The organism is Collinsella sp. AM31-2AC (assembly GCF_003469285.1).
GTDB classification, from domain to species: Bacteria; Actinomycetota; Coriobacteriia; order Coriobacteriales; family Coriobacteriaceae; genus Collinsella; species Collinsella aerofaciens_AT.
Genome location: NZ_QSJB01000016.1, coordinates 15,250 through 37,249, shown reverse-complemented (window position 1 = coordinate 37,249; position 22,000 = coordinate 15,250). Strand labels below are relative to the sequence as shown.

At 57.7% G+C, this 22,000-nt stretch carries 22 protein-coding genes and 4 tRNA genes; 10 read left to right on the top strand and 16 right to left on the bottom strand.

Going from position 1 to position 22,000, the window contains the following annotated elements:
• Positions 1 to 77: 77 nt before the first annotated feature.
• From DW796_RS08355 to DW796_RS08340, 4 genes are all read right to left on the bottom strand, one after another.
• Positions 78 to 154: transfer RNA gene (locus tag DW796_RS08355), tRNA-Met, on the bottom strand.
• Between the two features lie 3 nt (positions 155 to 157).
• Positions 158 to 233: transfer RNA gene (locus DW796_RS08350), tRNA-Thr, on the bottom strand.
• A 10-nt stretch (positions 234 to 243) separates the two neighbouring features.
• Positions 244 to 325: transfer RNA gene (locus DW796_RS08345), tRNA-Tyr, on the bottom strand.
• 694 nt (positions 326 to 1,019) lie between these two features.
• A complete protein-coding gene (locus tag DW796_RS08340; protein WP_118094820.1) occupies positions 1,020 to 1,712 on the bottom strand; it encodes a hypothetical protein in 693 nt (230 codons plus the stop codon).
• A gap of 529 nt (positions 1,713 to 2,241) precedes the next feature.
• Here DW796_RS08340 and DW796_RS08335 point away from each other — a divergent pair.
• From DW796_RS08335 to DW796_RS08325, 3 genes are read left to right on the top strand one after another with little or no spacing between them, the layout of a single operon-like run.
• Entirely contained in the window at positions 2,242 to 3,087 is an 846-nt protein-coding gene (locus tag DW796_RS08335) for a hypothetical protein (RefSeq protein WP_118094819.1), read from the top strand.
• Between the two features lie 43 nt (positions 3,088 to 3,130).
• Positions 3,131 to 3,310, top strand: a complete 180-nt coding sequence (locus DW796_RS08330; protein ID WP_118094818.1) for a Sec23/Sec24 zinc finger-containing protein — start codon at positions 3,131 to 3,133, stop codon at positions 3,308 to 3,310.
• A gap of 9 nt (positions 3,311 to 3,319) precedes the next feature.
• Positions 3,320 to 3,532 (top strand): hypothetical protein, encoded by a 213-nt coding sequence (locus tag DW796_RS08325; protein ID WP_118094817.1) that lies wholly within the window; start codon positions 3,320 to 3,322, stop codon positions 3,530 to 3,532.
• 256 nt (positions 3,533 to 3,788) lie between these two features.
• Here the strand turns inward: DW796_RS08325 and DW796_RS10560 are convergent, their stop codons facing one another.
• From DW796_RS10560 to DW796_RS08305, 3 genes are all read right to left on the bottom strand, one after another.
• On the bottom strand, positions 3,789 to 4,835 hold the full coding sequence (locus tag DW796_RS10560) for a hypothetical protein (RefSeq protein WP_233539710.1): 1,047 nt from the start codon (positions 4,833 to 4,835) through the stop codon (positions 3,789 to 3,791).
• Between the two features lie 91 nt (positions 4,836 to 4,926).
• Positions 4,927 to 5,280 (bottom strand): hypothetical protein, encoded by a 354-nt coding sequence (locus tag DW796_RS10550; RefSeq protein WP_199579842.1) that lies wholly within the window; start codon positions 5,278 to 5,280, stop codon positions 4,927 to 4,929.
• 296 nt (positions 5,281 to 5,576) lie between these two features.
• Positions 5,577 to 5,795, bottom strand: coding sequence for a hypothetical protein (locus tag DW796_RS08305; RefSeq protein ID WP_118094814.1), 219 nt, complete (start codon positions 5,793 to 5,795; stop codon positions 5,577 to 5,579).
• 162 nt (positions 5,796 to 5,957) lie between these two features.
• Between DW796_RS08305 and DW796_RS08300 the strand changes: the two genes are divergently transcribed.
• From DW796_RS08300 to DW796_RS08290, 3 genes are read left to right on the top strand one after another with little or no spacing between them, the layout of a single operon-like run.
• Complete coding sequence (locus DW796_RS08300) at positions 5,958 to 6,446, top strand: helix-turn-helix domain-containing protein (RefSeq protein ID WP_118094813.1); 489 nt, start codon at positions 5,958 to 5,960, stop codon at positions 6,444 to 6,446.
• 2 nt (positions 6,447 to 6,448) lie between these two features.
• Positions 6,449 to 6,742 (top strand): hypothetical protein, encoded by a 294-nt coding sequence (locus DW796_RS08295; RefSeq protein WP_118094812.1) that lies wholly within the window; start codon positions 6,449 to 6,451, stop codon positions 6,740 to 6,742.
• Positions 6,729 to 6,947, top strand: a complete 219-nt coding sequence (locus tag DW796_RS08290) for a hypothetical protein (RefSeq protein WP_118094811.1) — start codon at positions 6,729 to 6,731, stop codon at positions 6,945 to 6,947. The genes DW796_RS08295 and DW796_RS08290 overlap by 14 nt, the downstream gene beginning before the upstream one ends.
• A 560-nt stretch (positions 6,948 to 7,507) precedes the next feature.
• Here the strand turns inward: DW796_RS08290 and DW796_RS08280 are convergent.
• Positions 7,508 to 7,582, bottom strand: a tRNA-Thr gene (locus tag DW796_RS08280).
• A gap of 161 nt (positions 7,583 to 7,743) precedes the next feature.
• Here DW796_RS08280 and DW796_RS08275 point away from each other — a divergent pair.
• Positions 7,744 to 9,084 carry a DNA-binding protein gene (locus tag DW796_RS08275; protein ID WP_118094809.1) on the top strand — a complete coding sequence of 447 codons (1,341 nt, stop codon included), beginning with the start codon at positions 7,744 to 7,746 and terminating at the stop codon, positions 9,082 to 9,084.
• A 27-nt stretch (positions 9,085 to 9,111) separates the two neighbouring features.
• Here the strand turns inward: DW796_RS08275 and DW796_RS08270 are convergent, their stop codons facing one another.
• From DW796_RS08270 to disA, 6 genes are all read right to left on the bottom strand, one after another.
• Entirely contained in the window at positions 9,112 to 9,789 is a 678-nt protein-coding gene (locus DW796_RS08270) for an NYN domain-containing protein (RefSeq protein ID WP_118094808.1), read from the bottom strand.
• Positions 9,790 to 9,792: 3 nt separating this feature from the next.
• The gene (gene rlmB / locus DW796_RS08265) at positions 9,793 to 10,707 is read right to left on the bottom strand and encodes a 23S rRNA (guanosine(2251)-2'-O)-methyltransferase RlmB (RefSeq protein WP_118094807.1); all 915 of its coding nucleotides are present in this window, start codon (positions 10,705 to 10,707) and stop codon (positions 9,793 to 9,795) included.
• A gap of 186 nt (positions 10,708 to 10,893) precedes the next feature.
• Positions 10,894 to 12,360, bottom strand: coding sequence for a cysteine--tRNA ligase (gene cysS / locus DW796_RS08260; RefSeq protein ID WP_117736538.1), 1,467 nt, complete (start codon positions 12,358 to 12,360; stop codon positions 10,894 to 10,896).
• 3 nt (positions 12,361 to 12,363) lie between these two features.
• Positions 12,364 to 12,858 (bottom strand): 2-C-methyl-D-erythritol 2,4-cyclodiphosphate synthase, encoded by a 495-nt coding sequence (gene ispF, locus DW796_RS08255; protein ID WP_006234975.1) that lies wholly within the window; start codon positions 12,856 to 12,858, stop codon positions 12,364 to 12,366.
• Positions 12,848 to 13,576, bottom strand: a complete 729-nt coding sequence (ispD, locus tag DW796_RS08250; RefSeq protein ID WP_118094806.1) for a 2-C-methyl-D-erythritol 4-phosphate cytidylyltransferase — start codon at positions 13,574 to 13,576, stop codon at positions 12,848 to 12,850. Before ispD ends, ispF begins: the two co-directional genes overlap by 11 nt.
• The gene (disA, locus tag DW796_RS08245; protein ID WP_006234973.1) at positions 13,576 to 14,616 is read right to left on the bottom strand and encodes a DNA integrity scanning diadenylate cyclase DisA; all 1,041 of its coding nucleotides are present in this window, start codon (positions 14,614 to 14,616) and stop codon (positions 13,576 to 13,578) included. Before disA ends, ispD begins: the two co-directional genes overlap by 1 nt.
• Positions 14,617 to 14,990: 374 nt before the next feature.
• Here disA and DW796_RS08240 point away from each other — a divergent pair, with 374 nt between their 5' ends.
• The 3 genes from DW796_RS08240 (at position 14,991) to DW796_RS08230 (ending at position 17,433) form a co-directional block, all read left to right on the top strand.
• On the top strand, positions 14,991 to 15,569 hold the full coding sequence (locus DW796_RS08240; protein ID WP_118094805.1) for a manganese efflux pump MntP family protein: 579 nt from the start codon (positions 14,991 to 14,993) through the stop codon (positions 15,567 to 15,569).
• A gap of 127 nt (positions 15,570 to 15,696) precedes the next feature.
• Positions 15,697 to 16,128 carry a helix-turn-helix domain-containing protein gene (locus tag DW796_RS08235; RefSeq protein WP_158567717.1) on the top strand — a complete coding sequence of 144 codons (432 nt, stop codon included), beginning with the start codon at positions 15,697 to 15,699 and terminating at the stop codon, positions 16,126 to 16,128.
• Positions 16,129 to 17,433, top strand: coding sequence for a type II toxin-antitoxin system HipA family toxin (locus DW796_RS08230; RefSeq protein WP_117639517.1), 1,305 nt, complete (start codon positions 16,129 to 16,131; stop codon positions 17,431 to 17,433).
• Positions 17,434 to 17,558: 125 nt separating this feature from the next.
• Here the strand turns inward: DW796_RS08230 and DW796_RS08225 are convergent, their stop codons facing one another.
• Both DW796_RS08225 and DW796_RS08220 read right to left on the bottom strand, forming a co-directional pair.
• Positions 17,559 to 19,016, bottom strand: coding sequence for an aminoacyl-histidine dipeptidase (locus DW796_RS08225; RefSeq protein WP_118094803.1), 1,458 nt, complete (start codon positions 19,014 to 19,016; stop codon positions 17,559 to 17,561).
• A gap of 325 nt (positions 19,017 to 19,341) precedes the next feature.
• A complete protein-coding gene (locus tag DW796_RS08220) occupies positions 19,342 to 21,984 on the bottom strand; it encodes an ATP-dependent Clp protease ATP-binding subunit (protein WP_117775887.1) in 2,643 nt (880 codons plus the stop codon).
• Positions 21,985 to 22,000: the final 16 nt, after the last annotated feature.

The following is a 22,000-nucleotide window of genomic DNA, read 5'->3' as shown; positions in this document are numbered from 1 at the left end:
GTCGTCCCCGGACGGGACTTTGCCTTTATACCATAGTGGCCTCTCAACATACTATTGAGAAGCCACCGTGTTACCTATGGTAGCGGTGACTGGATTCGAACCAGTGACGCCACGGGTATGAACCGTGTGCTCTAACCAACTGAGCTACACCGCCGGATGGAGCCTGCAACCAGACTTGAACTGGTGACCTCTTCGTTACCAACGAAGTGCTCTACCGACTGAGCTATACAGGCACTTGACGGGTGGGAGCTATAGGATTCGAACCTATGTAGGCAGAGCCAACGGGTTTACAGCCCGTCCCCATTAACCACTCGGGCAAACTCCCAATCGTTCAAGTATCCGCAGGTTCTTTGGTCTTTTGGACCGCCGCCCCCGCGAACGAAAAAGATAATACGATGCAACCTTGGGGGCTGTCAACGAAAACCTCTAGATACACGGTTCCGGGCGTATCTATATACCTTTGACCTGCGGTTTTGTTGAGTTTGGATATGAAGGACGGTGGTTTTGGATACTGAGGCGACGTTTCCCAAGGTAACACTTTGGCGTAGTGGAGTACACCTTCAGGATCGAACTTCGATAGCGACCCTCTTGCACTATTACATAGGTCGCGATCGGGCTTCCACGGCACGATTGAGCGTGGATAATCTCCCACTTTTGGCTTAGCTCCGAGCCCAAAGTGGCAGATTATCCACGCTCATTCACTAGGCGGGAGATTTTCCACGCTCGTTCGTCCGATAATCCACGCTTGATGAGGACGATGAGCCCCACCCCGGCTTCCGTCTCGATCTGTAACACTAAGAGGATTATTCCTCCTCTATCTGTTACAGATTGAGATGTTTCCCTGGCGGTCTCCCGTTTATCTAAATCTGTAACAACAAGAACGGTTTTCCTTCCCTAGTTGTTACAGATTGAGACACTTCTCAGCTCGCCCCCAGATTGTCTAAATCTGTAACAGCTGGGAGCTGAATGCTCGTCCTCGTGTTACAGATCGAGATTGTCGACTAACCCCAACCAAGCCCTTAAGCCAGTACCTCAGACCCGTTGTACAGTCTACTGCCTTTAAACGAGCGCAGCAGGAGTTCGCGACGTTCATCGAGGTCCTTCAGTTCGCAGGGGAACACGAACAGCATCACGTTTTGATGATACTTGTAATCTGCATAGACATCCGGATCGCCCAAACGTGTGGGTGTGGACACGATACCATCCGACATATGCTCGCTTGAGCCCACATAAATTCCCAGATAGTCACTGTAGTTCTTATCGTGACCGCCCTTTTGATACTTTGCGATAAGGTAGCAGCCAGGCATATCAAAGCCGTTAAACGCAGCGTCGACAGCCCTTTCCTGCTGGCAGACAAACTTGTGCAGGGGCATCACCGTCGACGCACTTTCGAAAATCGACTGCCTTGCGGCGTTGATCTTCTTGCGAGCCTCGGCGACTTCTCTTGAGTCCTGGAACGCTTTCACAGCACCGTCCAGCGCGCCAACTGCCGCGCCAACGCCATCGGCCGCTACTCCGAACCCCTTGCCAATGCCATCGGCAACGACACGCGCACCGTTAGCAGCGCCGCCCGCTGCATCCATTACAGCGCCGCCAACGGCATCGACATCGACGCCGAGCTGCTTTGCGCCCTCAATGACACCAGCTGCCGCGGCCAGAACATCCGCCGCAAGATCCATCGCATTTATTACGGTTTCTAGTTTTACAGTCATCCTAGAATTCCTTTCGATATCTTGCATAACCGAAACAGCTCATGACTCATAAATAGCGTCAGGCGGTTGCGCAGCCTTCCGAGACCATGCGAAATGTATGCAGCACCCAAGTCAGCAGTTTAAATCGGGCTACGTAATTAGTCCCAACGGGTTGTCCATTAATCGGTGAGCGCAATGAGCGTCTCGAGGAACGCCCATGCTCAGACTCGCCACCAACGTACATCATTAGCGCATTAACACCATCGGACAGTGAAATTTGGCTGCAGTAAGAACCAGGTTCACTTTTCGCCAGCTTAGTCTTACCATTCGTCCACCATGCCCATGCGTGCAAGTAGACCCACTCGGTCACGCATTGTTCCACCACCCCATCGCATCCACCGTCATTTCGGGCGGTCTCAGTTCAAGCGCACAGTTATTCGACTGACGCCGCAGCAAGAGAGGAATCCGTTTACCGAATAGAAAGCCATGGCATCTGCGGAATAGTCAGAAAGCGCTAGCATTTTCATATCAGGAAAGGAGAGCACTCATTATGGACAAAAAGAAAAGGACAGCCATCGTCTCTGCCGTCGCGGCCTTAATCGTTGCTATCGGAGCGTACTGGTACGTCAATTACCAGATACCGCACAATGAGGCTGTTGAGGCCTTCAACACCGCCGCCGACGGACTTTCAGGCCGCAACGATGACTTAGACGCCGCAATCAAAGAGCTTCAGGAACTGAACAAATCGAAGGATAAGCCCTATGATTCGTCGACGTCTGATTCCGCGACCAATGCGGTAGCCCAAGCTCAGGCCGCCAAAGAAGATATCCCTGCAATGCCAGGTAATACCGACGAGATAAACGCTATGGCAAAGAAGATCGACAAGATGGGAAAATACGATTCCGTCATCGCCGATCTTTCCACCGCCAAGTCCAACCTTCAAGACAGCATCGACCAGCTCAAGCAGGTGACCAACCCCTCAGAGCAATTCATTCTGCAACGGCTCACGGGCATTGCCAACATCACGGCACTGGAAGCTGTTTCGGAGGGCAACGATCCAAATAATAAGTTAGGCAAACAGGGCGGTTACACCGCATGCATCTACTTTAATTCCGATTTGGTCGGCTCTTCCGACGTGTATCTTAGCGGAGATTACACCCCCGTCGTGGACGGCGGATGTGATGCCGGCGGAGCCGTCGAGGTGTACGCAAACGCCAAAGATGCCAAAAAACGCGATGAGTACTTGAGCAGCTTTGACGGCAATTCAATCTTAGACCCCGGTTCGCACAAGGTTGTTGGCACCTGTGTGGTTCGCACTTCCTGTCATCTTGCCGCATCGCAGCAAAACAACATGACGAGCAACGTTGAACAGGCACTCATCAGGCTCGACAAGTAAGTTTTATATTCGTCATATCAACTAGCGATTAAGGAGTGTAGATATGAGCGATAGATTTCCCGATGTTGATTGGTGGTGCGATCGTTGCAACGCCCATCTCAACAATCAGCCAGGTTTTGACGATCACAAGTACACGTGGGTTTGCACTGAGTGTGGTTACAAGAACAGCATCTCCGCAACCAACATTTATGAATCCGAAGAGGACTATCGCAACTCGCGTTAGGAGATTCTTATGAAATACAAGGTCGTTTATCATTTACCGAGCGGCGCCGACGAAGAGGAGGACGAGCTCTTTTATTCGGAATCTGAGGCTCACGACGCCGCACGCGAAGGACTTTCCAATTATCGAACGGGCGCAGAAGAAGACTATCTGTTAAACCCAGGCGACAATCCCCTCCCCGATGACGATGGCTACAGTTACGACGTCGTAGAGGTAGACGAGTAGGTCTGTTAGCCCCGCCCATTTGGGCGGGGCTTTTTCTCTGGCATCAACCAGATTCCCTTGCGCAGTACAAGTCAAAATGGTTAGCCCCCTCTTTGCATCGTCTCGACCTGTAACAACTGAGCAGATATTTTCCTCCTAACTGTTACAGGTTGAGACAAACCGAAAAAAGGAAAGGCAGGAGACAAAACGCCGCCGTACCGAAAAAAACAACGGTACGGCGGCGTTCTCCTACAGCCAATAAGATCGAACAGTCTCTCTACTGTGCTTTTACGAAGCACAGAACATTACCAATGACCACGCAGTAATCCGTAACGCTCGCGTCGGTCAAATAAGGAACGGCCACCTTCTTGGTGCTGCCTTCGGGCATCGTCCCAAGATAGCCGCCGGTTGCAATCTCGTAGCCAGGCCACTCATAAGAGAAGTTAGGGCAAGTCAGATCGATACCATCAGGGCCCTTAGTTTGAATCAAATCACCAAAGGAAATGCCGTCCGTTGTCTTGGGATCGATAGAGTCATTCGTAACCGTGCAAAGGAGATAGCTATAGTTCTGATTCTCAGACCAACCATCGAACTCACGAGCACGCTGGCTGGAGTCGGCGTCAACGACAAAACCGTCAACAGATAATTCCATCCCGCCTGCCTCAGTTTCAAATGAAATAGTCTGTCCAAGAGGAACGAGCTCAGAAGGTGACTTCGCATATTTGGAAAGTGCCTTGGAATGGTCGTCATCCATTTTCAGCCCCGCTTTATCTTCAAGTTCCTTTACAACCGAAGCGGCCTTTTTGCATCCCTTGACGTAGTTGTCGTTGTAGGTAACAGGGTCGTTCGGATAATTAACGAGGCCAGCGCTTTCCATATCCAAAGCAGACTTATAGTCCTTAACGAGATCTGCAAAAGACTCGTCCTCAAAATCCTTCGACTTGAATTTGCTCACTGCGTCAATTTGAACATCAATGCCCTGCTGCAAGAGAGAAATCTGCTCATCGATAGAACCAGCCCTCTTCGAAGAAACGTCGGACCAGTCAGCAATACCAGCCTCAACGGCATCAACAAAAGAAGCCTGGCGTTGGGCTTCTTCATTATTGACACCGCCACAACCAATTAGCGAAAGCCCGAGAACAGCAACGCAGAGAACTGCACCGAATCGCTTACCCATAGTTTTAATCCTTCCCATAGCAGCAAACACATTGATAAGGATAGGCGTAAATGAAAGTGCCGCCAGACCGATTCGGCAAACGGAACAGTGCGGGAGACGAATGAAAGAACGCCCGGACTTTCTATCCCATGCCAGCAGATCGTCCATCTCAGCATCTGGTTCACACGTCGTTGCACAGTTTTATACCGTGCGCCCAGTACATTCCGGCACGCGGCGCCCACGCCGTATTCTCCGCGAATCACGGCGCGCCGACCACACGCCCTGCCAAGCTCGAGGCCGCGCGCGGATTCAATGCTCGCGCAAAGTGAGTTATCGTTGCCCACATCCACGCCACCGTGTCGTCGGGTTGCGTACGGTATACGGCACCGCTGTTTAGCTCCATAACATAGTGCGTCATGCGCGCCCAGCTCGCGGTACGCCGCCAGTAGGCAACGTGGTTGGCAGCGCTCACGTCGGCATTCCCCGCCTCATGGACTGCCAAAAACGTCGGCGAGCGGGCGCCGTGCCCCTGTGACACGATCGCCTCGCGGTTCTCGTAGGCCGCAGCCGGCGTGGCGAGCGCCAATGCAACCACCAGCACGGCAAGCCACACAGTCGATCTCTAATTCCTCATAGCCCTCCTAAAAACAAAGGCACCGTGGCCGTGAGCTGCAGCGACCCTGGGACAGACAGAATCACCTCCTAGACCGTACCGCCCGAGTCGAGCTCCGCCATCACCGGGGAGAGCGCAGCCATGATAAGAGCCACGACCAATGCACGCCATGCGTGGTCCAGTACCACCTGACCAAAAAATCAGGTCTACGTTGGCGATCATCACACCGAGGATGCCTTGGACGATGGCACGGGCCAATCGCCACTGCCATTCGTTTGAGTTCAGAAACTCTTCCATTACTCCGACCTTTCTACCAGCGACTGAACGTCATGCTGTATGACGGCCATGTCCTGCTCAAGCCTGTAGATGCGTTCAATCAGGGTGTTGTGCTTTTCAACGCGCTTCGACAAGATGTCGGTCTCGATCTCCATCACCGCGCGGTTGCGGGAGTTGGAGCACAGCGCGCCTGCAAGCGTGACGACACCACTAATAAGGACAATAACAATCGATTCCAAACGACTTCCTAACGTCTTCCGTTGGAACCATCATCGAGGGCGGTCACAAACGGATTTATTACTACATTCGTCTTTTTAGTACTACACCCATAGTGTTAGATTGCTCTATTACTACTGATAATTCTAATTTTATGGTATTGTATTAGCTGAGAGGAGCGAATCGTGGAAAACTACAGCGTCAAAGACATTGCAGATCTGCTGAAAACAAATCCGGAAACGGTCCGCCGGTGGATTAGGAGCGGAAAGCTAAAGGCAACGCGAGGGGCTTCGAGAAAAGAAGGAAGCTCGATTAGCACGAATGACCTTCTGAAATTCCTCCAGGAGAATGCAAAATACGCTGGAATTGTCGCCAGCGCAGCTTCTACCCCCATCGGAGCGATGTCGGCTGCGCTTCTGGGCGCGGCGGGCGGAATTGCCGCCCTTAAATCCAGAAATGAGCAGGCGATCGAAAACTCGACGGCAACTCAATATCAAATCTGCGCCTACCTGAACGATGAGATCCAACGACTCTCGGAAAGCATCGAACAAAAGGAGACGATCGCTTCCCAATTAAAGGCGGAGATTGAGCGAGACAAAGCAAAAATCGATGAGATGAGAAGGGCGATACTTCAACTTTCACAGGAAGAGAAAACAAAATGTATTGGAGGATAATAATGTGGGATTATGCACAATTGACCAAGACGGCAGCGGAATACGGCGGCCCCGACAAGTATATCGACACGATCAAAGCCTTCGCCCACGCCGAAGGATGCGCGAGCGGTTTTATAAAGGGCGCTGGTATTGTCACCTTGATATCCGTGCCGGTTTGTGCTGCGATTGCAAAATTTTACGCAGACTATCAAGTCAAAAAAGAAGAAGCAAGCAGAGCAAAACAGGCCCTGTCAAATTATTTGCAAATGGAAGAAAAGATAGAAGAAAGTTGGGAGAAGAATCATGACGAAATATAAAGTCATTTACCATTATCCGGATGGGTCCGACGGCGAAGAAGACGACCTCTTCGACACCGAGGACGAAGCCTTTGAAGTAGCAAGCTACGGCGTTTCCTGCTATAGCTCCGGCGCAGAGATCTTAAACATGTCTAACCCAGGCGATTACCCATTAGACGGCTCAGAGGATGACTGTGAATTCGAGATCATCGAAGTCGACGAATAATGCCTCCGGCCCCGCCCGCAAGGACAGGGCCTTTTCATGCCTATTCTGTCATCAAGTACCCCGGTGCCGCCGCAGCGTCCACCACCGCCGTGGCGCCAGATATTTTGTTCGAGCTCCAGAGGCCTGTTCTGTTCGAGCGTGCGACTGTCCACAGCGTGCTGCGGCCCGGCCGCGCCGAACAACCTGACCAACCACCCCATCACACTCTTGGCGACATCGCACTCGACCACAATCTCGTATTTCGGTTTGCCGACATTACACAAGTCAACCATCTGACCTTGAGCGCATCGATGAAATGCCTCGGGCGCTTGGAAAACCTCGCATACGGTTCTTCCGCCTCTCGTATCTTTCCCGAAACTGTCCACCCCAATGTAGTCAATTCGTCGATCGTCTCTTCGCCATCAACCTCAGCTCCCATGGATATCCTCCATAACCGGGCCCTCGCGGCCTAGTCGCTATTAAGGGCGTCCAAGATTTGGAACGCAGTTCACAACCAGCGCGGGCGTTTCTTTTAAAAGAAACGGGCCCTGTCCCACAAGGAACAGAGCCCGAAACTTTCATGGAGCCAGTGACAGGAATCGAACCTGCAACCCACTGATTACAAATCAGTTGCGCTACCGTTGCGCCACACTGGCACACTTGGCGCTTTCGCGCGAAGCCAGTTAAGAATAAAGGAATTACGGACGGGGCGCAACAGGCCCTTCGACCGACCACATCTCAAAACTATTCGCCAGAACGAATAGTTTTAATTACAATTAGCTTTATAAAACTATTCGTTCTGGCGAAGGGTTTCGCGATGCTTACTACCAAGGAAGCTGCCGAACTGCTCGGCATCACTCCGCGCAGGGTGCAGGAGCTCATAAAAAACGGAGCACTTGAGGCCCGGAAGGCTTCTGGCGTGTGGCTTATCGACAAAGACAGCATCGACACGCGACTCCGCTCCGTGACCAAAACGGGGGGACGTCCCCGCCGCGGCCACGGTAAAAGCGAGATCGCATTCACCCTCATGAATCGCACGCACGAGGTCGCCCAGCTGGTCTACAGCACATCGCGAAAAGACTTTACCCACATCGGTGCCGACGTCGATCGTGCCCACGCCCCTATTGGAGTATTTGGCCCTAATAGCCCCATATCGCTCGACTCCTTCCGCATCTGGTGGCGCGGCCGCGGTATCCCGCTCGCACGCATTGGGCTAGCCTCCCTGCTTGCAGAAGCCGCAGTCGATGTTCCCGATGAACTCGTACAGCGAAATCTTGGCCTCTCCTTATCCGACCAGTATTGGATTAGGCCCCAAGGCTCCGGTCTCGCGTGGGAAGATATCAATTTCTTCAATAATGCTTTTGACGACGTCTCTCTCAGCATTGCGCCCTTCGCCCCAGAGGGAAAAGCGGCTGCCGCAAAGCCCGACAACACCTCGGACGGCAATCTTCAAAAGTACTGGACATGCGAGGGTGACCGTCGAATCCTCCACAAGGCAGGTGCGCATCTAAACCAGGAACCCTATAACGAGATGGTGGCGACTGCGCTCCACCGTCGCATCCTAAACGCCTGCGATTATGTGCCTTACTCGCTCGAGGGAGCGGGTACTTCCGCGCTGAGCATATGCGATGTCTTCTTAACTGATGAAGAGGAGTATGTCCCTGCGTTCTATGTAAACCAGCATGCAAATGCAGACGAGCGACTAACCGATTACGAACGGTATGTAGCAAACTGCGAGGAGCTTGGAGCGACAGATATAAAAGACGCCCTTGACCGAATGATCGCGTGCGACGACATCATCGCCAACTATGACCGTCATTGGCGTAACTTTGGCCTTGTGCGAAACGTCAACACGCTAGCCTGCAGACCTGCCCCCATCTTCGATTCGGGCTCATCGCTCTGGTGCAACGTTTCTCTAGAGGAGCTTAAGGCAGGAGAGCACAGTTTTACCAGCGCGCAGTTTCATTCAAGCCCCGCGAAACAAATGCTGCTTGTTGAGGATATGAGCTGGTTTGACGGCGACAAACTCGAAGGCTTCGTTGACGAGGCAATCGAGATTCTGTCCAGAAACGACGCGCTCACGGCAAGGCTGCCATATCTAAAAGAGGCGCTTACATGGCGTCTCCGTAGAATGGTCGACATCGCTGAATGGAGTTAGCGAGACGGCGCCGCGCCGGCAGCTCCCCTACCTCCCGCGCAGGGCCTTGAGCTTGGCCAGGGCATCGGGGCTCAGGCGACTGCCCAGAGTCATCTTGATCTGCGGAGCTTCCTCTGCCTCATGAACGTCGTTATCGATCTGTTTGATCTCGTCCACCAGCATACGGCTCGAGATGCGCGTAACGCCCTTGCCCATGACGACAGTCTGGATCGTGCCGTCGCTCGATACCACGGAGCACGCGCGACCTTCCCCGCGTGCCTCGATGCAGAGCTTTTGCACCACGGTATCGGCAGAGACACCCGTCGGCGAAAACTCGATGCGCACGCCGCGGGCCGGCAGGTTGGGGCGCTCGTTAGAGATATTGCCCGCGCCGTCGAACACGATCACGGCCTCGTAGCGGCCCTGGGCAAAGGCGGCGACGTCGTTGATGAGGGCGGTGCGCGCCATATCGTGGACGTCGCTGGAATACGGATCGTCGGAATGGTCGTACACGAGCTTTTCGTAGCGCGGCGTGCAGTGAATCACGTTGTAGCCGTCGACCACCAGCAGCTCGGGCTTATTGGAGTGCACCGTCGAGACCGGATCAGCGATAGCCTGCGCAAACGCATTGCCGCCCACGCCATAGGTCGCGGCCGAAACAATTGGCTTGGCCGAGCCCTCGCCAAAGCGCTTGGCCTTGGACTTGACGCGGTTCTTCTTGGACATGCGCTACTCCTCCCCCATGAGCTCGCCGACGTTGCGGCGCAGCCACTCAAAGCACAGCGCCGTGGTCGCTTGGGCAACATTGAGGCTCTCGGTCATGCCGCGCTGGGGAAGCTTGGTCAAAAAGTCGCATTTCTCGAGCACCAGGCGCGAGATGCCGTCGCCCTCGGAGCCCATGACGAGCGCAACGCGGCCCTCAAAGGGAGCATCCCAGCAGCTGCCCTCGGCGTGCTCGGAAGCACCGCCCACCCAAAAGCCGGCGGCCTTGAGGTCGTCAAGCGCTCGGGCGATATTGGGAACCTGCGCGATGGGCAGGTGCATGACGGCACCAGCAGAGGTTTTGTAGCTGCCCACGGTCACAGCGGCGGCGCGCTTGTTTGCAATGATGACGCCCGCCGCGCCCACGACCTCGGCAGAGCGCACGATGGCGCCAAAGTTACCGTCGTCGGTCACATGGTCGAGCACCACGACAAGCGCCGGGCCCTCGCCTGCGCGGTCGAGGATGTCGGCGACATCGGCGTAAGGGAAGTTGCCCACCTCGAGCGCAATGCCCTGGTGAGCGCCATGGCTCGACAGCGCATCGAGCTGCGCGCGCGGCACATACTTAATGCGGACGCCCGTGGCGTTGAGGTCATCAACCAGGCGCGACAGAGCGGCATCGCGCTCCCCGCCCTCGGCGATGAGCGCGCACTTGATGGGAAAACCGGTGCGCAGCGCCTCGGCGGCAGCACGACGACCTTCGATAAACTCGCCCTTGGGAACCTGGACAGCGTCGTGGTTACGATCGCGTTGCGGACGTGCGGCCTGGGCGCGATCGCGCTGGCCCTTGGGAGCGGCAGCGCGGTCGTTGCGGCGAATCGGACGCGAGCCAGAAGCAGTCTGCTTGCCGCCACGAGGCGCACGCTTGCGATTGTCGGCCATAAAACGGCCTCCTTTAAAAAATTTTCAAACAGGACAAAAGAAGCGACCGCTTAAGACGAATAGCTCAAGCGGTCGGTACGAGTTTTCCAAGTGCCCGAGATTGCCGTGAAAGAGGAGCGACGCGTACTTGAGTACGCGAGCGACGGTTTGAACGGCAAGGTCGGGTGCTTGGGAAACCCGCGGGGATTAGAGAGATTTAATACGGGTGCCGGCGGCGGTATCCTCAATGGTGAGGCCCAGGTCCTTGAGCTGGTCGCGGATGGCGTCGGCCAGATCCCAGTTCTTGGCAGCGCGGGCCTCGGCGCGGGCCTCGAGAATCTTGGCAGCGGCCTCGTCCACGTCGTCGCCCGTGTAGGCAACCAGGCCGGCGGCTACGCCCAGCAGGCCCAGCGGCAACTCGACCTTTGGCTCGGGGAGCTCAACGCCAAACGTATCGAGCAGCTCGACCAGCGTATCGGCGGCGGCAAGCGCGGCGGCCTTGTCGGCAGCGTCGCCCGCCTGCTCCAGGTACTGGTTGCACTCGGTCACAAAGCCAAAGACGGCACCCATGGCACCGGCGGTGTTAAAGTCGTCGTCCATGCACTCCTTAAAAGTGGCACGGGTCTCGGCGGCCTTGGCGGCAAACGCCTCGGATGCTGCCTCATCGGCATCGGCCGTCGCATGGTTCGCGGCCCAGCGCAGGTTCTCGACCGTACCGGCGATACGCGTGAGCGAGTTCTCGGCACCCTCCAAGCGCTCCCAAGAAAAGTCGAGCGGCGAGCGATAGCTCGTCTGCAGCATCAGCAGGCGCAGGGCGGCAGCGGAATGCTGCTCGAGGACCTCGGCCAGCGTAAAGAAGTTGCCGAGCGACTTGGACATTTTCTCGCCGTCTACCAGCAGCATGCCCGTGTGCATCCAGGTGTTGGAGAAGCCCTGGTGCCAGGCGCAGGTGGCCTGGGCGCACTCGTTCTCGTGATGCGGGAAGGCAAGGTCGGAGCCGCCGCCGTGGATGTCGATCGGGGTGCCCAGGTAGCGATGCACCATGGCGGCGCACTCGGTGTGCCAACCGGGACGGCCTTCGCCCCAGGGGCTCGGCCAGCTGGGTTCGCCGGGCTTAGCGGCCTTCCACAGGGCAAAGTCGAGCGGGTCGTTCTTGTCCTCGTTCTCCTCGATGCGCGCGCCAACCATAAGGTCGTCGATGTTGCGGCCCGAGACCTGACCATAGTTGGGATCGCTGCGCACGGCAAAGTACACATCGCCGTTATCGGCTGCGTAAGCGTGGCCCTGCTCGATAAGCGTCTTGATCATAGCGATCATGGGGCCGATCTCCTTGGTGGCGCGGGGGCGCACATCGGGATCGAGCACGTTGGCGGCGCGCATGACACCGATGAACTTGTCGGAGAACTCCGTCGCGACCTCGGCGGCCGTACGGCCCTGCTCGTTGGCGCGCTTGATGATCTTGTCGTCGACATCGGTGAGGTTCTGGGCGAACGTGACCTCGTAACCGCTCGCGATGAGCCAGCGGCGAATCACGTCAAAGCTGATGAACGTGCGGGCGTTGCCGATATGGATGTTGTCGTAGACCGTGGGGCCGCACACGTACATGCGAACCTTGCCGGACTCGATGGGCTGGAACTCTTCCTTTTTATGGGTAGCGCTGTTGTAGATACGCATTCGTTACTCCTTAACGGTTTTCTGTAGCAGGCAGACGGCCCAGGCGCCAATTCCCTCGCCTTGGCCTTCCCAACCGAGCTTTTCGGTCGTGGTGGCGGCGACGCCCACGTTTTCCACGTCGACGCCCAGGGCATGGGCAAGGTTGGCGCGCATGGCATCGCGGTGCGGAGTGATCTTGGGTTGCTGACAGGCAATGGTGCAATCGGCATCGACAAACTCAAAGCCCAGCTCGCGCGCATAGTCCATCACGCGAGCGAGCAGCACCATCGAATCGGCACCCTCGTAGGCGGGATCGGTGTCGGGGAATAGCTTGCCGATATCTCCCCCGCGGCAGGCGCCCAGAATGGCGTCGGCCAAGGCGTGCGCGAGCACATCGGCATCCGAGTGGCCCAGCAGGCCGCGCTCGTAGGGGATGTCGACCCCGCCGATGATACATCGACGCCCCTCCACCAAACGGTGGACGTCGTAGCCATGGCCAATGCGCAGGTTACTGAACATGGGGAAGGTCCTCTCCCTCGGCCATGCGGCCAAGCAGAATCGCGGTTACGGGACGCAGGTCCTCGGGCACCGTCACCTTAAGGTTATCGCGCGGGCTCTGGACGCAGCGGACGCGCCCACCCATGCGCTCGACCAGTGACGAATCGTCCGTGCCGATAAAGCCCTCGGCAATCGCCGCGGCATGGGCGCGCTTCATGGCGTCGACACTAAAAATCTGCGGCGTCTGCGCGGCCCAGTACAGCTCGCGCGGCGGCGTCTCGACGATGTTGTCGCCATCGACGATTTTGAGTGTGTCGATGGCAGGCTGGCCGCACACGACACCGTCGAGGGCACGGTCGCTCACGAGCACGTCGATAGCGTGGTCGATGGCCTCGGTCGTAATGAGCGGACGAGCGCCATCGTGAATGGCGACGTATTCAAAGCCCGCCGGCACCGCATGCACGCCGGCACGGGTGGAATCCTGACGGGTATCGCCGGCATCGGCAAAGCTGATGGGCGTGTCATAGTCAAACGGGTCGATGGCCAGGCGGCGCATCTCGGCACGACGCTCGGCAGGGCAAACCACGACGATGTGGCCGACCTTATTGCTACGGTCAAATGCGCGGATGGACCAGCTCATAAGCGGACGGCCCGCTACATTGACGAGCTGCTTACCACCGGGGTTACCAAAGCGCTGGCCGCTGCCACCGGCAACGACCACGGCGCATACGGGCGCCATTATGCGTTCCCCTGTTTGGTGCCCTTCATGCGGTACAGGGAGTCCGCAAGAATGGCAGGGTTGTTGACGCCAAAGTCGCCCAGGCGCTCCGGATCTTCGCTGATGTCGTCCATGAGCTCCTGCAGCGATCCATACTCGTCGACGATCTTCTCGGCCACGCCGTCGCGCACGACGGACACGCGCGAAAGCGTGCGCAGGCCCAGCGGTGTCATGACGGAGTCCTCGTCCAGGTCGTCGTAACCCAGAACCGCCGCCACATGCTGCGGGTCGGACAAGTCCTTGGGCGTCATACGGGCAAGCTCAGCGCGAATCTTCTCGGCGTTTGCCTCGGAAGAATCACTTGCGTAGTCGCGGATCATCAGGTCGTACTCGGTATCCATGCTGGAGCCCGCGAGCTGCTCGAGCTGCATCTGCACGAGCTTGCCCTGGTTGCCCAGCTTGACAATGCAATCCTTAAGCTCAGTCTTTGCCTGCTGCATGATCTCGAAACTCGAGAAAATGCCGGTGATGTCGGCGAGCGTAACGTAGTCGTCGAGTTCAAGGGCTGTCAGGCGCAGCAAGGAGCGGTCGAGCGACTGACGGGTGGTCTGAAGCGTGGCGACGAGCTGGTTGACCGAGCTCATGATGGTGGTGACAGGCTGGATCTCGTAGCTCTTACCGTGGACGTACACGTTGACGACGGCACGACGAGCCGAAACCGAGATCACGATGGCGTCGGTGAGCACCGACATGCGAGCGGCAGTACGGTGACGCATGCCCGTCTCACTCGTGGCGAGTGAGGGATCGGGATTGAGGTGGAAGTTGGCGCGCAGGATCTGGGTGAGGTCGCCATCGATAACGATAGCGCCGTCCATCTTGGAAAGCTCGAACAGGCGGTTCGAGGTAAACGAAATGTTGAGCGGGAAGCCGTCGTTACCAGCAGCGAGCACGTTTTCGGTGTCGCCGACGCAGATAAGGGCGCCCAGGTGACCAGCAATGATCATGTCGAGGGCGGTGCGAATCGGCTGACCGGGGGCAGTCAGGCGAATAGCCTGTTCCATACGCTTTTGCAGCTCGTTCTTATCCAAGGCATCGCTCCCATCGTATACGCTCCATAAACGTCAATAAGTTTCTCACGGTTTGCCCCTGTGACGCCCGCAAAATCCGATGCTTACAGAATGAGCGAACACAGCTGAGAGCCCCAATCCAAATGAGCTGCTTATGTGGTAGCATCGGGATTCGCATAAATGAGGGAGTAGTCGCGTGATCGGGTTCGCCTCCGGTGGCGCGGCAAGTCAACACACTGGCCGATGCGGCCTGGCTTGCCTTAATGAACGAGACTCGTGGCTGTGCGCGCAACGCGTACGCCACGGGTCTTTTTTGTTACTCCCCCAAGAGGTACACGCGGGCCCGCCCGCAGAGAGGGAGCCAGACTATGGGACTCGCAGAGCTCGTGTTGCTCGCCGTTGGCCTTTCGATGGACGCCTTTGCTGTTTCCATTTGCAAGGGCCTTGGCATGAAGAAGATCAACCTTAAAGTCGCCGTGGTGCTCGGCCTGTTCTTTGGCGGCTTTCAGGCCGGCATGCCCGTAATCGGATGGGCGCTCGGCAGTCAATTCATGGGCATCATCGGACCCATCGACCATTGGATCGCCTTTATCCTTTTGGCCTTCATCGGCGGCAAAATGCTGTGGGAAGCCTTTACCGAGGACGAGGATGAAGGCGACGGCAAGGATGCCGAAAAGATTGACCTGGGCGAGTACCTGATCCTCGCCATCGCCACCTCAATCGACGCCCTAGCCGTAGGCATCTCATTTGCGGCGCTCTCGGTTGACATCGTTCCCGCTGTATCGCTTATCGGCGTCACAACGTTTATCTTCTCCGTCGCCGGCGTAGCGATCGGCCACACCTTTGGCGCGCGCTACGAAAAACCTGCCACCATCGTGGGCGGCATCGTGCTCATCCTCATCGGACTTAAGATCTTGCTTGAGCATCTGGGGATTTTGGCGCTGTAACGCCAAACACAATCGCTCAAAACTCAACGCCAGTACAAGGCCTCATGCAAAGTTTTGCATGAGACCTTTTCGTGCAGACTTTTGCATGTCATACTGATATGCAAAAGTCTGCATGTTGGAGATCGCCATGGATACCCTTCCCATCACCACACCACGCCAAGCTGGCATCTATGTGCGTCAGGCACGCGAGTCGCAGGAAATCACCCGTGCGGCCCTCGCTAAAAAAGCCGGCGTTTCGGAGCGCCTGCTCGCATCGCTCGAGCTAGGAGACGCCACGGGTATTCGGCTCGACAAGTTACTGACCGTCTTTAACGCACTCGGCATAGGTCTCTTTGCGCAAAGCGATAACGACTCCATCGCATCGCCCTCCGAACATCCGACGACGATAGCGGACTTCCCTATCGCGAACTCGAATGCCCTGCCAAAGCCAAGCGTAGGCAGACGACCCGCCCGACAAGGAACGCCATCTTCCTATGGTGCCCTGCTGGCCCAAATCGCAGCCGAGCAAGGCCTTTCCGACACTTCAGACCTCTCCTTTGGCTGTAAGGTTGTGAAATAAATGGCAGAGATGGAGCTTGCGACCCTCATTTGTGGCGAAATCGCAGGCACTCTCCGGCAAGACGAGCATGGACTCTGCAGCTTTGTATACGCCCCAACCTATCGCGGAGCACCACTATCGCTTACAATGCCGCTTTCCAATCGCACGTATGGCCATAACATCGTCCGCCCGTTCCTATTTGGCCTTTTGCCCGACAGCCAAGAGCAGCGTCGCGCTATTGCCGCCGAGCATGACGTTGCATCCAACAACCCCGTCGCCCTCTTGTGCCATATCGGTCTTGACTGCGCGGGGGCCGTTCAGTTTTGTCGAACCGATCAATTAGGCGCCGCCCGCGGCAGGGTCTCGGCATACCGCCCGCTTACCAATTCTCAAATCGCTCACAAGCTCAAAGCAATTCGCGATGACGAAAGAGAGACATGGATGGGCTCCAACGAAAGCTGGTCCCTGGGCGGCAACCAAGGCAAATTTGCACTAGCTTGGCATGATGGCCAATGGTGCGAATGTCTAGGGTCATCCCCCACTACCCATATCTTCAAAAATGGTGTCGTTGGGTTCAAACATCAGGCCTTAAACGAATTCGTCTGTATGAAAACGGCTCGGCGTGTTGGCATTCCAACTGCCAACGTCTCCTATTGCACATTTGAAGACGAAGCCGCGCTCGTCGTTGAACGGTACGACAGAATGGTCAATAGCAGCGGGAATATCGAAAGGCTGCATCAGGAGGACTTTTGCCAGGCGCTCGGTGTATTGCCAAGCCAGAAATACACCGCCGACGGAGGACCAACCACACGAGACATCCAAGAACGACTGATTAACACAGTCCCCCACCACATGAATCTTGTGCTTTTTACCTATATGTTGTTCTATAACGCCATTATCGGAGCGCCTGACGCACACGCTAAAAACTACTCGCTCATCCTAGGCAAAGGTACAAACGCAGCGCTCGCACCCATGTACGATGTCGCATCGGGCTTGGCGTACGAGCGTATGCGCCGCCGGGCGCGCCTTGCCATGAGCGTTGGCGGCGAAAATCGAGTGGGGCGCATCGGTCCAGGCGCTATCCGCCGATACCACGGTATGGGCGACCCCGCGCTGGAGGCGGCGCTCACCGATGCCGGGCTATCCGAGAAGTTTTGCTTTGCGACCATGATGGACCTCGCCTACGAGGTGCCCATTTGCATGGAAGAGATCATGGACGAATACGCCGACCTGCCCGGCATGGCGGACCTGCGCGAGCACATGCTCGGCCCCGTCCGCGAAAACTGCCAGCGCACCCTCGACCTCATCAAGGCGGATATGGGCTAGGCGCCAATCAATCCACATTTCTTAAAAGAAGAGGGGGGCGCCCGTCGCAAAAGTTCGGATGCCCCCTCTCGTAATGTCATTTGCAATCCGCCAGCACGTGGCTCGAACTGCTGCTAGCGCGACCCTTACGCGGCAAGGCGCTTGAGGACGTCGATGAGCAGCTCGTAGAAGCGCTCGGCAGAAGCGAGCTCCATGCTCTCGTCCGGGGTGTGGACATCGGAGAGCGTCGGGCCCACGGCGATGGCGTCCAGGCCGTGCAGGGCCTCAGCAAACAGGCCGCACTCAAGGCCGGCGTGAATGGACTCGATGCGCAGCTCGGAGCCAAAGAGCTCGCGATAGCTCTCGACGAAGATGTCGCGGACCGGCGAATGCTCGGCATAGCTCCAGCCGGGATACTCGAACTCGAACTTGGCGTCGAAGCCCAAGACATCGGCCAGCGTCTGCAGGCGGTCCTTGAACTCGTTCTGCAGCGAGGTGATCGAGGAGCGCGGGGACAGCATGATCTTGACCTGGTCGTCGGAAGTGGCGACCACGCCGATGTTGGAGGAAACCTCGACGGAGCCGTCGGTGGCGACGTTGCGGCGAATCACGCCGTTAGGGGCAAGACGCAGGGCGCGGATGAGGGCAAGCGCGGACTTCTGATCCATGGCCTCGACCTCGGCGTCGTCGGCAATCTCGACGGTGCAGGTAAAGCCGGGGTCGAAGACCTCGAGCTCGGCAGTGACGTCGGCGATGATGTCCTTTGCGATCTGGGCCGCGGCCTCGGCGGCAGCGTGGTCGGCGTAAACCAGCTCGGCCTTGCACTCACGGTTGATGGCGTTGTCCTTAGTGCCGCCGTTAAAGCTAACGATGGCGGGCTCGCCGGCGACCATCAGGCGGTCGATGATGCGGGCCATGATGAGGTTGCCGTTGCCGCGCTCCAGGTTGATATCGTTGCCGGAATGACCACCCAGTAGGCCGGAGATGTCGAGCGTGAGGGTGCTGCCGGTCTTGTGCTCGCGCACGATGGGGCAGGTGTAGGTAACAACGACGCCGCCAGCGCAGCTGACGGTGGCAACGCCCTCTTCCTCGGAGTCAAGGTTAATCATGGTGCGGGCGCTAATCTGGGACTTGTCGAGCGTCTCGGCGCCGACCAGGCCAGTCTCCTCGTCGGTGGTGAATACGCACTCGAGGGCGGGGTGAGCAATCGAATCGTCGTTGAGCACAGTAAGCATCAGAGCGACAGCAATACCGTTGTCGGCGCCCAGGGTGGTGCCGTTAGCGGTGAGGACGCCGTCCTTGACGACCAGGTCGATACCGTCGGTCGTAAAGTCGTGCTCAACAGAGCCCAACTTGTCGCACACCATATCGATGTGGCCCTGCAGCATCACAGTCGGGGCATTCTCGGCGCCGGCAGAAGCGGGCTTGCGAATGATGACGTTGTAGACCTCGTCCTGGTACACATCGAGGCCGCGCTCCTTGGCAAACGCAACCAGGAAATCGCTGATGCCCTTCTCGTTGCCAGACCCACGGGGGATCGCGCTGACCTCCTCAAAGAAATGGAACAGCTGGGCGGGCTCGTAGCCGGTGATCTTGTAATCCATGGTGCCTCCTTGGCGCAACTGGTTAGACAGTAAGACATGCGCCTTGTATATTCCCAGACTTTGCGTGCATAAACCAGTCGAAAACGCCGAGCGCCCTCGCATCATCGGCTAACGGTGGGGAGACGCCACTTTATTAAGATAAAGCAGGTTAGACGGGCCGCGCCGAAGGGACGTTGGACCCTTCAACCAACCTCAACGCTTGATCAACGTTTATGCATACGCCATTGACATGTTTAATGAGATCTACTTTGAACGAAGGGGGCTTTCCAACAGAAAAAGGGCGCTCCTTTGGAACGCCCTCGTGGACACAAGGTTTTGTTACGCCCTACAGCGCGCCGGAACCGGCTTGCATCATGCCGCCGGGGCCCGAGGTCACGCCGCCGCTCACGGGCGCGGCGCTGCCAGTGTGCGGTGCCGCCGGGGTGGTATCGCCACCGAGCGTACCTGCCGGACGCGGTGCCGGAATCTCGCCCGTGCCGTGGCTAAAGACAAACTTGCCATCGGCCACGTCGCACAGGACGGTATCGCCCTCGCCCCACTCGCCGGCCAGAAGTTCCTCGGACAGCGGGTCCTCGATGAGCTTTTGAATAGCACGGCGCAGCGGACGCGCACCGTTGGTGAGGTCGGTGCCCTCGGCCACGATCTTGTCATAGGCCGCATCGGTGAGCTTGATGTTCATGCCGTTGGCAATCAGACGCTGGCGCAGGTCGTCCACCAGCAGGTGCGCGATCTTGGTGAGATTCTCGCCCGAGAGCTTCTGGAACACCACAATGTCGTCGATACGGTTGAGCAGCTCGGGGCGGAACAGGCGCTTGAGCTCGCCCATCGCGCGACCACGGATCTCACTCGACGTGAGACCCTGCTCGCCGGTGGTGCCAAAGCCCACGCTCGCATCCTGCGCAATCTCGCGGGCGCCCACATTGGACGTCATGATGATCACGGTGTTGCGGAAGTCGACCGTCTTGCCCTGGCTATCGGTCAGGCGGCCCTCCTCCAGCACCTGCAGCAAGATGTTGAAGATATCGGGGTGCGCCTTCTCGATCTCGTCGAACAGCACGACCGAGTACGGGTGGCGACGAACGGCCTTGGTGAGCTGGCCGCCCTCGTCGTGACCGACGTAGCCCGGAGGGCTACCGATGAGCTTGGAGACCTCGAACTCGCTACCGAACTCGGACATGTCGAAGCTGATGAGCGCGTCTTTGCTGCCAAAGAGATACTCGGCGAGCGTCTTGGCGAGCTCGGTCTTGCCCGTGCCGGTGGGACCCAGGAAGATAAAGCTGCCGCCGGGACGACGCGGGTCCTTGAGCGGCGAGCGGCTGCGGCGCACGGCCTTGGCGACGGCCTCGACGGCCTCGTCCTGGCCGATAATGCGGGTCTTGAGCACGCTTTCGGTCTGCAGCAGGCGACGGCTCTCGCTCTCGGTGAGCGAGGAAACCGGCACGCCAGAGGTCACGGACACGATGTCGGCAATCTGACTCACGTCGATGGTGAGCGGGCTGGCGTCGAGCTCGGCGGTCCAGGCAGCCTTGGCCTCGGCGAGTTCAATCTCGGCAGCCTTCTGCTGCTCGGTGATCTCGGCGGCCTTGTTCATGTCGTCGCTCTCGGTGGCCTCCTGCGCGGCGGCCTTGAGCTCCTCTATGCGATGCTCGGCCTCGCGCACCGGCTCGGGCGCGCGGTTGGCGGCGATGCGGGCGCGGGCACCGGCCTCGTCAATGAGGTCGATGGCCTTATCGGGCAGGAAGCGATCCTGAATGTAGCGGTTGGAAAGGTTCGCGGCGGCCTCGATAGCACCCTGCGTATAGCGCACATGGTGGTGCTCCTCGTAGCGCGGCTTGAGCGCGGTCAGGATCTTGACCGTGTCCTCGACGCTCGGCTCCTCGACATCGATGGTCTGGAAGCGACGCTCGAAGGCCGGGTCCTTGGTGAGGTACTTGCGGAATTCCTCGGCCGTGGTGGCGCCGATAATCTGGAAGGCACCGCGCGCGAGCACGGGCTTGAGCATGGAGCTCGCGTCGATGGAGCCCTCGGCAGAACCGGCACCGATGATGGTGTGCATCTCATCGATAAACAAGATGACGTCGTCGGCCTCGGTTGCCTCCTGGATCACGTTCTTGAGGCGCTCCTCGAACTCACCGCGATACTTGGCGCCCGCAACGAGACCCGGCAGGTCGAGCGTCCAGATATTCTGGTTCATGAGGTTCTCGGGCACGTTGCCGGCAGCAATCTGTTGCGCCAGTCCCTCGACGATGGCCGTTTTGCCCACGCCGGGATCGCCCAGGATAAGCGGATTGTTCTTGGTGCGGCGCGAAAGGATCTCCATCATGCGCTGGACTTCCTTTTCGCGGCCAATCACGGGATCGAGCTCGCCGTCGCGCGCCTTTTGCGTGAGGTTGGTGGCGAACTGCTTGAGCGTGTCGGTGCCGCTCCCCTTTTGCTGAGAGGCATCCGAGCCGCTAAAGAACGGCAGGCCCGCACCGGGACGACCAGCGCCAGCGCCAGCGAGCGGACGCTTCTTGTCCTGATCCTTGGCAGTGAGCTTTTCGATGGCCTTTTTAATGGAAGCAGACGACACACCCAGGCGCATGAGGATGTCCATGGCCATGCCGTTGCCCTCTTCGACGATGCCGATCAGCAAGTGCTCGGTCGACACGTAGGTCTGGTTGTTTTCACGCGCCACGCGGAATGAACGCTCCATCACGCTAATGACGAGCGGCGTAAAGGCGAGCTTGGCCGCCTCGGTCTCCTCACTGGGCTCGGGAACCGTGGTCTGGACCTCTTTGAGAGTATCCATGATGTCATCGTAGGAGATGTCGAGCGAACGCAGTGCCTCGGCGGCAATGCCCTCGTCCTCCTTAGCGAGCGCGAGCAGCAGGTGCTCGGTACCCACCTTATTTGAGTGAAGATCGAGCGCTTCTTGCTTGGCCATGGACATGACCTTGCGCGCGCGATCGGTAAAACGGTCTAACATGCTAGTTCCTCTTAGA